Source organism: Aggregatilinea sp., from assembly GCF_036822615.1.
Classification (GTDB): Bacteria; Chloroflexota; Anaerolineae; order Aggregatilineales; family Aggregatilineaceae; genus Aggregatilinea.
In genome coordinates this window covers 23,548-33,481 of sequence record NZ_DAISHJ010000049.1, presented here as the reverse complement: position 1 = coordinate 33,481, position 9,934 = coordinate 23,548, and the positions used below count along the sequence as shown (strand labels likewise).

At 64.7% G+C, this 9,934-nt stretch carries 10 protein-coding genes and 1 pseudogene; 10 read left to right on the top strand and 1 reads right to left on the bottom strand.

The window, feature by feature from the left end:
* The 10 genes and pseudogenes from V7116_RS14570 to V7116_RS14525 all read left to right on the top strand — a co-directional run.
* Positions 1-536 (top strand): annotated as a pseudogene (locus tag V7116_RS14570) (hypothetical protein); the annotation flags it as partial.
* Positions 537-644: 108 nt separating this feature from the next.
* Positions 645-1,253 (top strand): 3'-5' exonuclease, encoded by a 609-nt coding sequence (locus tag V7116_RS14565; protein ID WP_324392669.1) that lies wholly within the window; start codon positions 645-647, stop codon positions 1,251-1,253.
* Positions 1,240-2,133, top strand: a complete 894-nt coding sequence (locus V7116_RS14560) for a M23 family metallopeptidase (RefSeq protein ID WP_324392668.1) — start codon at positions 1,240-1,242, stop codon at positions 2,131-2,133. Before V7116_RS14565 ends, V7116_RS14560 begins: the two co-directional genes overlap by 14 nt.
* Positions 2,134-2,154: 21 nt before the next feature.
* Positions 2,155-3,996, top strand: coding sequence for an APC family permease (locus V7116_RS14555; protein ID WP_324392667.1), 1,842 nt, complete (start codon positions 2,155-2,157; stop codon positions 3,994-3,996).
* 2 nt (positions 3,997-3,998) lie between these two features.
* Entirely contained in the window at positions 3,999-4,547 is a 549-nt protein-coding gene (locus V7116_RS14550; RefSeq protein ID WP_324392666.1) for an NUDIX hydrolase, read from the top strand.
* The gene (locus V7116_RS14545; RefSeq protein ID WP_324392665.1) at positions 4,544-5,215 is read left to right on the top strand and encodes a GNAT family N-acetyltransferase; all 672 of its coding nucleotides are present in this window, start codon (positions 4,544-4,546) and stop codon (positions 5,213-5,215) included. Before V7116_RS14550 ends, V7116_RS14545 begins: the two co-directional genes overlap by 4 nt.
* A 161-nt stretch (positions 5,216-5,376) precedes the next feature.
* Positions 5,377-6,510, top strand: a complete 1,134-nt coding sequence (locus tag V7116_RS14540; RefSeq protein ID WP_324392664.1) for a glycosyltransferase family 4 protein — start codon at positions 5,377-5,379, stop codon at positions 6,508-6,510.
* Between the two features lie 42 nt (positions 6,511-6,552).
* On the top strand, positions 6,553-7,734 hold the full coding sequence (locus tag V7116_RS14535) for a uroporphyrinogen decarboxylase family protein (protein WP_324392663.1): 1,182 nt from the start codon (positions 6,553-6,555) through the stop codon (positions 7,732-7,734).
* Between the two features lie 71 nt (positions 7,735-7,805).
* Positions 7,806-8,186: a hypothetical protein gene (locus V7116_RS14530; RefSeq protein WP_324392662.1), complete on the top strand. Its 381-nt coding sequence runs from the start codon at positions 7,806-7,808 to the stop codon at positions 8,184-8,186.
* On the top strand, positions 8,113-8,298 hold the full coding sequence (locus V7116_RS14525; RefSeq protein ID WP_324392661.1) for a hypothetical protein: 186 nt from the start codon (positions 8,113-8,115) through the stop codon (positions 8,296-8,298). The genes V7116_RS14530 and V7116_RS14525 overlap by 74 nt, the downstream gene beginning before the upstream one ends.
* Positions 8,299-8,491: 193 nt before the next feature.
* Here V7116_RS14525 and V7116_RS14520 read toward each other — a convergent pair whose 3' ends face one another.
* Complete coding sequence (locus tag V7116_RS14520; protein WP_324392660.1) at positions 8,492-9,865, bottom strand: hypothetical protein; 1,374 nt, start codon at positions 9,863-9,865, stop codon at positions 8,492-8,494.
* Between the last annotated feature and the right edge of the window lie 69 nt (positions 9,866-9,934).

Sequence of the window (9,934 nt, the reverse complement as noted above, 5' to 3'; positions counted from 1 at the left end):
CCCCCGGCGGTGTGGCGACCGCGACCGAGCTGCCCGTCAAGCCGGGCGCGCCGCCGCCGCTGTCGATTACCCTGCCCGACGGGTGGCAGGCCGCCGATATGCTCGTGCCGTTCAGCAGCTACGGCGAAGCCCGCGAGCTGCCGCTGACGATTTACGCCGGGCCGCTGGCGGAGGATGTGCGCGGCATCATTTATCTGTTCTGGGACTTCCCGAACGTGGTCAGTGCCAGCGGAGAGTTAAATCTCTGGGCGGACGGCGTGCAGCTTTTGCGCGGATCGCTGATCGGGGACGCGTGCAACCTGGGCGTATACGATCAGAAGACGCTCACCGTCGGCGGGCAGAGCGGCGTCGGGGCGTTTTATCAGGCGGACGAATGCGAAGGGCAGGCCAACGCGGCGGGCTGGTTCGTGACCGTGCGCGTGGGCAGCACGAGCTTCGCCTTTTTTGTGGCCGTCGAGCCGCTGGAAGCCATGCCGGATCAGGTGATGGCGATGCAGGCGATCCTCGATACGGTACGGTTCAACGGCTTGCCGTGATCGACGCCGGGGAGGCGTAGTGCGTCCGGTGTTGTCGGGCGGCAGGTCGATCGTTATACTGAAACAAGCGGTACGCAGCATCATGAGTAAATCACCGAGAGCAGTCCCTTGGCCGGAAAACTAGATCAAGTGCTCGTCATCGACATCGAGTCAACGTGTTGGGAGGGGCCTCCACCCCCTGGCGAAGAGAAAGAAATCATCGAAATCGGGATTTGCGCGCTGGACGTGGCGACCGGAGAGCGGGTGAGCAGGCAGAGTATCCTCGTCAAGCCGGAGCATTCCCAGATCAGCGAATTTTGCACGGAGCTGACACACCTTACCCCGTCGAATATCGAGCGTGAGGGCGTGACCTTCGGGCGCGCGTGCGCCATCCTGCGCCGCAAATACGCCGCCCGCGACCGCATCTGGGCGAGCTACGGCGATTACGACCGCCGCCAGTTTGAGCAGCAGTGTGCCGAACGCCAGGTGCTGTACCCGTTCGGGTCGAGCCACATCAACGTGAAAACGCTCTTTGCCCTGTTCAACGGCATGTCCCAGGAGATCGGGCTGCTCAACGCGCTGAACATGATGCACCTGCCCGTGGAGGGCACGCATCATCGCGGCGTGGACGACGCCTGGAACACGGCGCAGTTGTTATGGATGATGATGCACGGATGTCGCGTCGAGCGCGATTTAGCGCCCGCCAACCTTGTGGGAGTATCGGATGAAACACGGTAAGGGCATGGCGCAGGCCGTCGTGCTGGTGATGGTCGTGCTGGCGCTGGCTCTTCCCGCGCTCGCTACGGCACAGACGACGCGCGCCGTCGTGACGGTCAACGCGCAGTGGGTCAAGCAGGGTGGGCTGACGACAGTCTACGTGGCCGGGGATCAGATCACGAACGTGACGGGCATGTTTCAGGAGCGCGGCGTCTATTTTTACCCCAGCAAGCTCGGCTATAAGGCGCTGCTGTCGGCTTCCATCGATCTGAAGGCCGACACCTATCCCTTGCAGCTTCTGATCGAGTATGCGGACGGGACGTCCGAGCGCATCGACCAGCCGGTGACGGTGGCGTCGGGCGGGTATGCAACCGTAAGCCTGTACGTTGTGGGTGCGCTGCTGCCCCTGACCGATCCCACCGTGGAAGACGCCGAGATCGCCAAGGTGTTTAACATCATGGACCGCTTCACGCCCGCGCGCTATTGGGACGGCGGTTTCATTTTGCCCAATCCCAACGATCTGGTGGCGTGGTTCGGCACGTACCGCAGCTACAACGGCCAGTCGTATCTGTCGCGTCATACGGGCATCGATATCGCCGTGGGCGAAGGCGTGCCGGTTCCGGTATCGGCGTCCGGGCGGGTGGTGCTCTCGCAGCCGCTGCCGATCCGAGGCGGTTATGTTCTGGTCGATCACGGCTGGGGCATCTATACCGGTTACGCGCATCTCTCGGAACGGTTCGTTGTGCCCGGCGATTGGGTCAATCAGGGTGATGTCATTGGGATGAGCGGCATGACAGGCCGCGTCACCGGCGCGCACATTCACTTCGAGATCGCGGTGGACGGCGCGTGGATCGACCCCGAAGACTTCCTGGCGCTGGGATTGGATACCGCCACAGAGTAGCCAAGAGGGCAGCATCCCGATATGCGAAGTATCAGGGGGTTTCTGATCGGCCCTCCACTTCCCACGCAGCGCCTGGGCGACGAGCGTCTGGATAAGCTGCGTGCGATGGCGGCGCTTTCGCCCGATGCGCTCTCGTCGATCGCCTATGCCAACCAGGAAATCTACCTGGGGCTGGCTGTGGCGGGCGCGGCAGGGCTGGTTCTGTCGTGGAAAATCGGGCTGGTAATCGTCATCCTGCTGGTGATCGTTGCTATCTCCTATTCGCAAACCATCGAAGCCTATCCCTCCGGCGGCGGATCGTATACGGTGGCGCGGGAAAACCTGGGCCAATACCCGGGGCTGATCGCCGCCGCGTCGCTGCTGATCGACTACGTGCTGACGGCGGCGGTGAGCCTGACCGCCGGGGTCGCCGCGATTGCCTCCGCGTTCCCCGACCTGTGGCCCTACCGTACGGCGCTGGCGTTGGTGCTGCTGGTGATCATCACCCTGACGAATCTGCGCGGCATCCGCGAAACCGGGACGGTGATCGCCATTCCGGTCTACCTGTTCATCGGCTGTTACGTGCTGATGCTGCTCGTGGGTCTGGTCCGCGCCGCGATCGAGGGACCGGGCAGCCTGGAAGCCGTGGCCCCGCCCGCGACGCACTCGCTGACGCTGTTCCTGGTGATGCACACCTTCGCGTCCGGCTGCACGGCGCTGACGGGCGTCGAGGCGATCAGCAACGGCGTGCGGCTGTTCAAAAAGCCGGAAGCGCGAAATGCCCGGCAGACGTTGGCGGCGATGGCGCTGCTGATGGTGTTCATGTTTCTGGGCAGCGTCAGCCTGACGCAGTTTTTCGGCATTGTGCCGCAGACCAACGAGACGATCCTTTCGGCGCTGGCGCGGCATATTCTGGGCACGAATGCCGCGTATTACGTCGTGCAGGCCTCGACGCTGCTTATTCTGGCCGTGGCGGCGAATACCAGCTTCGCGGGGTTCCCCGGCGTCGCGTCGATTCTGGCGCGCGACGGCTATTTGCCTCGCCAGTTGTCGTTCCTGGGCGATCGGCTGGTATTCACCAACGGGATGCTGCTGCTAGCAGGGCTGACGGCGGTGCTGATCGTCCTCTTTGGGGGCGATTCGCACGCGCTGATCCCGCTGTTCGCGGTGGGCGTCTTCCTGGCTTTTTCGCTGTCCCAAAGCGGCATGGTGATCCACTGGCTGCACGAGCGCGGCCCGGGCTGGCGGTTGAAAGCGGCGGTCAACGGCACCGGCGCGGTGGCGACGGCGATCACGCTGGTGGTCGTTGCGGTCGCCAAGTTTCTGGACGGGGCGTGGATCGTGGTGGTGCTGATCCCGCTGCTGGTGCTGATGTTCCGCGCGATTGACCGGCACTACATCGAGATCCGGCGCGAGCTGGCCCTGAACGATGCGTTTCCGCCGGTGAGCACCACGCCACCCCCGCCGCCGCGCGTGGTGGTGCCCATTTCGGGCGTGCACCGGGGTACGGTACTGGCGCTGCATTACGCGCGCTCGATCTCGGACAGGGTGACGGCAGTGTATGTTGAGATCAATCCGGGTGATGCGGATCGGATCCGCGCGGCGTGGGAGACGTGGGGGATGGGCGTCCCGCTGGTGATCGTTCCGTCGCCCTACCGGTCGATTGTCTGGCCCTTTCTCGACTTTCTGGACCGTTATGACCGCGAGGCAAACGACGGTCATCTCGCGTCGGTGATCCTGCCGGAATTCATCCCCGCGAAATGGTGGGAGCTTTTGTTACACAACCAGACCGCCAGCCTGATCCGGTTCGCTTTGTTCTACCGGCGGCGTCGATTTGGCAAAGTGCGTGCAATCATCGATATTCCCTTACACCTGCGGAAGTGATCATGAAGCCCTGGGATACACTGTCTCATGAAATCCTGCTGGACCGGATGCCCTGGCTGCGGATTGCAGTCGAACATGTGCGGCTGCCCAGCGGGCACGAGATCGAAGACTTTCACCGGATCGAGATGCCCGAATGGGCACAGGTTTTCGCGGTGGTCGAAGACGGGCGCGTGGCGATGATCGAGCACTACAAGCACGGCCCGCGCACCGTCTCATTGGAACTGCCCGCTGGGTACCTCGACGCGGGCGAAGCGCCCGACACCGCCGCGCGGCGCGAGCTGTACGAAGAAACGGGCCTCGAAGCGGACGATCTTCAATATCTGGGCCGCTTCTTCATCGACGGCAATCGCGGGTGTGGGGGCAGCCACATCTTCGTGGCGCGGCACGCGCGGCAGGTGTCCGAGCCGCACCTCGAAGCATCGGAAGACATCACCCAACGGCGGTTGGCGCTCGATGATGTACGCGCGGCGTGCCTGGACGGGCGCATCAAGAATATTGCGACGGTCGCCGCCATCGGGCTGGCGATGGCCGTGCTGGAGAACAAGGCATGATGGGGATACAGGTTCGCGCCGCGCGGCTGGTCGATTTGCCGGGCGTGGCGGCGGCGCTGCAAGACTCGTTTAGCGACAAGCTGCGGATCATCTTCAGCCGCGATCCGTCCAAGGTGCGCGCGCTGATCGAGGCGTCGTACACCGGCCCGATTCAGCGCGGCTATGATGGGGTGCTGGTCGCGGAGCGTGACGGGCGGATTGTCGGCACGGCGGTGCTGGAGCCGATCTACTACACCACCCGCGAGACGCGCAACTTCGAGAACCTCGCCGTGCGCGAATTGGGCATGCCGCGTATGCTGTGGACCTCGTTCATGCTGTGGCTGATCGGCCATACGCCGGAGCCGGGCGAAGCGTATATCGGGGACCTGGGCGTGATTCCCGACTATCAGGGACAGGGCGTTGGCCAGCTTTTGCTCGATCACGCCGAAACCTGGGCGCGCGAGCATGGGCGCGACAGCCTGACGCTGTGGGTGGCGGCGGGCAATGCCCGTGCGATCCACGTCTACGAAAAGGCCGGGATGAAATTGGTCCGCAAGCGGTCGAGCGCTTTGACGATGGTGACACTGGGCATTCGCCAGTGGCATTTCATGAGCAAAGCGCTCAAGGAACCGCAGCCGGAGCCGGAAGAAGTGGTGCGTTTCGGCAGCACGATGTCAGAAGAAGCGTGATCGAAGTCCCCTTGGCGGTCATTTAACCTGCTGCTTGTTTATCTTTAACGTCCTGCCGTTATCCTCACCCATAAGCGGCTCGCGCGCAACGCGGGCAGCCCGGACGGGTTATGAACTATGGCGGGTGGTGCCAACCTGGGTGGTTGAGGGTCGAAGCGACTATGCGAGTCGCACTATTCACTGAAACGTTCATCCCCAAAGTGGATGGGATCGTCACGGTCCTCATCCTGCTGATGGATCACCTGATTCGCCGCAACATTGATTTTGTCGTGGTCGCGCCGCGCATCAGCGAGGACGTCACCGATTATCGCGGTAAGTCCGTGATCGGCGTGCCCGGCTTGCGCGTGCCCTCCTACCCGGAGCTGACCATCGGCCCGCCGACGCTGACCACCTACCGCGAGGTCAAGCGCTTCAACCCCGACATCGCGCATTTCATCCACCCGGCGATGGTCGGCACGGGCGGCCTGATGATGGCGAAGCACCTCGGCATCCCCACCCTGGCGTCGTTTCACCTCGACATGGCGCATGTCGCACGCTACGTGGGCCTGGGCTTTCTGGGGCCGTTCATGTGGTGGTACATGCGCACCAACTTCAACGCCGCCGATTACGCGCTGGCCCCGTCGCGGCGCGTGCAGCGCGACATGCTGCACCACGGCGTGCGGCAGGTGGGCCTGTGGCGCAGGGGCGTGGACGCGGACCAGTTCAACCCGGCCCGCGCGAGCATGGACATGCGGATGCGGCTCAGCGGCGGGCATCCCGACGACACGATTTTGCTCTACGTCGGGCGGCTCTCCAACGAGAAGCAGATTCACAAGCTGCGCGCGGCGGTGGAGCAGGTTCCCGGCACGCGGCTGGCGATCGTGGGGGACGGCCCGGCCCGTTCGGAGCTTCAGGCGCAGTTCGCCGGATCGCCCACGACGTTCATGGGCTACTTGCGCGGCGACGAGCTGTGGTCGGCCTACGCCAGCGCGGACGTGTTCCTGTTCCCCTCCGCGATGGAGACCTTCGGGCTGGTGCTGATCGAGGCGATGGCCGCCGGTCTGCCGGTGGTGACCTCGCGCGTGGGCGGCGCGGACGACATGGTACGCCCCGGCGTGAACGGCTACCTGTTTAACGTGGGCGACGTGCGCGGTATGATCGACGGCGTTCGCGCGATTGTCAGCGAGCCGAGCAAGCGCCGCATCATGGGGCGCAACGCGCGCATGTATGCCGAAACGCAGGCATGGCCGGTGATGATGGACGAGCTGGTGATGTGTTACGAAGACCTGATCACCGGGCGTCCGCCGAGCATCTAGGCTGCGCGGCCATCTTCCAAGGAATGCAAGGAGAATAAACTTATGAACAGCAGGGAACGGGTCGCGGCGGCGATGCGCCACGAGATCCCCGATCGCGTGCCGCTGATGTGCCAGCTTGCACTGGGACACTATTTTTTGAACACACCGCTGCGCCCGCACGAGATCTGGTTCACCAGCGAAGGTTTTGCCGAGGCGCTGGTGATGCTCCAGCAGCGCTACCGCTTCGACGGCATCCTGGTCAACGTGCCGGGGCGCGACCCGAACTGGCGCGCGGACGTGGCCGAGATCACCAGCGACGACGACGGCGAATGGGTGCGCTGGAAATCGGGCGACGTGACGCTGCTGCCCTGGGACGATAACGCCCAGCACCGCCCGGCCCATCCCGAAACGGCGCGCCCGACCTTCGAGACGTTCGATCCTGACCGCGATTTCGACCGCTTGGACGACTGGGTGATGTACACCTGGGGCGTGTACCATACGCCCGTGCTGCGCGGCAAAGCGCCGGGCCTGCTGTTGGAGCCGCCGGACTACTTTTTCCGCACGCTAGACCTTGTGCGCGAAAAGGCCGGGCCGGACGTGTCGCTGCACGGCGAGGTATTTTCGCCGTTCACGCACCTGATGGAGTTGTTCACCTACGAGGACGCGTTGATGAGCCTCGCCACCGATCCCGAAAAGGCTGAGGCCATCCTCGACCGGTTGACGGAGGCGAGCATTGCGTGGGCGGTGGCACAGGCGCGGCACGGTGTGGATGCGGTGCTGCTGTCGTCGGCTTACGCGGGCGGCGGCTTCATTTCGCCGCGCATGTACCGGCGCTTCGTGCTGCCCTACGAACGGCGCGTCACGGAGGCGGTGCACGCGCAGGTTCCCGGCGTGCCGATCTACACGCATACCTGCGGCCACATCGGGGACCGCCTCGAACTGATGATGGAAACCGGCACGGACGGCGTTGATACGCTCGATCCGCCGCCCATCGGGGATACGGAGCTGGCCGACGCCAAAGCGCGCATCGGCGGGCGCATGTTCATCAAGGGCAACATGAACTCGGTGGCGCTGCTGCAAATGCCGGACGTGGCGTCTGTGCTGGACCACGCCCGCGAGCGCCTGCGCGACGGTATGCCCGGTGGCGGCTACATCCTCAGCACGGCGTGCTCGGTGTCGCCCAAGGTCGAGCCGGAAAAGCTCGAAGCGCTGTACGGGCTGGTGGAGTCCGAGGGGCGCTACTAAGTCAGCGGACCACCGAGCGGCCGTCAAGCGTCCGGTTCACGACGTTCGTACACTATGAACGGAGGTGAATCATGCGACTTCTGTTCCTTTTGATGACAGCCGTGTGCGGCCTGTTTGGGTGGTGGCTGCCTCAGAGCGTGGCCGTGCCATCCGAGGCTGAGACGGCCCCGGTTGATGTTTGTTCCGAAGATCCCTACTACGCCCAGGCGACTGCTGCGCTGGACTGGTACGCGGCGCATCCCGACGATGCGCCGAACTATGCGCAGGGCTACAGCCACGCCGTGCTCGATGGCGCGTATCTTTCGCTGCTCGAACAGGAACTGGTCGATCCGGTTCCGCCGCCCTGTACCGTCACCGCCCAGGTGACGACGCTCGTCTATGATGGCGTGGACGGTACGGTCATCGGGGGAGCTGGCGGCGGGCGCAGACGCGACCCTGTACGGGCGCAATGACGCCTCTACGTGGTGGTCCGTGCTCGATGCAGGGTTGGGCTGGGGCTGGGTCCGCGCCGGGGATGTGGCGCTTCAGCCCGGAACGGACCTCGATCGGATCCCGCTGCGCTGATCCGGTGTCGCAACTCACGTAGGGGTGTACCGCACACGCCCCGTTTTGTTTTAAGATCGGATTATCGGGGCAAAACGGGCGGAGCAAGCCCCGCCCCTACGGATCCGACCATGTTTGTCTCCCCTCTCCAATCCGATTGAAGAGGGGCCGGGGGTGAGGTTGCTTCGCAATCCCGCCCACTCTGTTCCGCCCCTCACTCCGCCGCGCGATACACCGGGTCCGCCGTGCCAAGCGCGTAATCCTGCATGGCGCTCTCGCGTCCCAGCACGCGCCGCACGAAGTCCGGCCACCAGTTGACCTGCGCCCCGCGATCCGCATACTGCGCCAGGTCCGCTTCGGACTCGGTCGCGCGCTGCTGGCCGAGCTTCACCACCGCCTCGCGGCTGAGCTTGTGCGCGTCCAGCAGCCAGCGCCGCCCAACCTGCGCGTGCAGCACCTCGTCGGCCCAATCGTAGTCCTGAAACAAGGTCGCCAGCGGATCGTGCGCATCGACGGCGGTTTCCCACTCGTAGCGCTTGCCGGTCTTGGCGGGCATCAGGCTTTGCTCGATGGTATACAGCACCGCGTGCGCGTCGAGCGCGTCCATGTGCTGGTTCAGCCGCAGCGCGAAGCCGGGATGCAGCGGGATCTCGTGTTTCCAATCCACGCCGAGCGCCTCGAAGTATACCGATCCCATCATGGCGTGGCGTGCTTCGTCCCACAGTTGGCGCGCCATATCGACGTAATATTCCCACGGCATGCCCTCGGCTTCCGCGATCATACGCGCCATCGCTTCGGGGACGTCCATTTCGAGCGTGCGCTTGCACATCAGCGCGAGCGTCTTCTCCTCGACAGGCACGCCTTCCGTGCGCGCGACCTCGTGCGGCGGGAAGACGAAATTCCACCGCCCGGTGAACCGATCGTCGCGCTGCGGGAAGAAGTCCGGCACGAAGTCGCCCGTTGCGCGCGGCGCGGGGAGCTGCTCCGGCGCTTGCACGTCGCCCGCGACGCCGCCCGCTGCGTCCAGGTAGGCGCGCAGGTGCGCCATCCACGTCTCGACGCGTTCGCGTTCCGCGTCCGATTCCGTCAGCGCAGCCAGGGCTTGCTCGCCCCACTGCACCGCGTCCTCAGCCTCCACGATCATGAAGCGCACGATGCGCCGCGTGGGGAAGTCCACCAGCGGGTTCGAGCCGTCGTAGTGGGCGCGGTAGGCGTCCAGCAGGGCCGGACGCAGCACGCCGTACAGCCCAGCGACCTTTTCGAGCGTGTCCTGCGAGGCCAGCAGCTCGTCGAAGAAGCGATCTAGCGCCGGGTCGGGCGAGACGTCCATGCGCGGCGGCGGGTTGCGCATCTCGCTGACGCGCGCGCGGATCAGCTTGGCGTGTTCGGCGTCCTGGTACAGGTGCAGGCTGAGCGCTTCTTTCACTTCCCATTCGGGCGTGGGGTTCAGCCAGTACAGCCCCGTTTCCATCGCGCGCTTCTGAATCCACGCGTAGCGTACGAGCCGCTTGACATTCTCCTCGACGGTGTAGCCGGGCTGCGCCGCCTCCGCGTAGGTGCATACGCCCGCCAGAGCCGGAATCGACATGGTGACCTCCCCAAACACGCTGTGCCGCGTGGCCCCTCACGCGGCGCGAATAAGTATTACGATCATAAA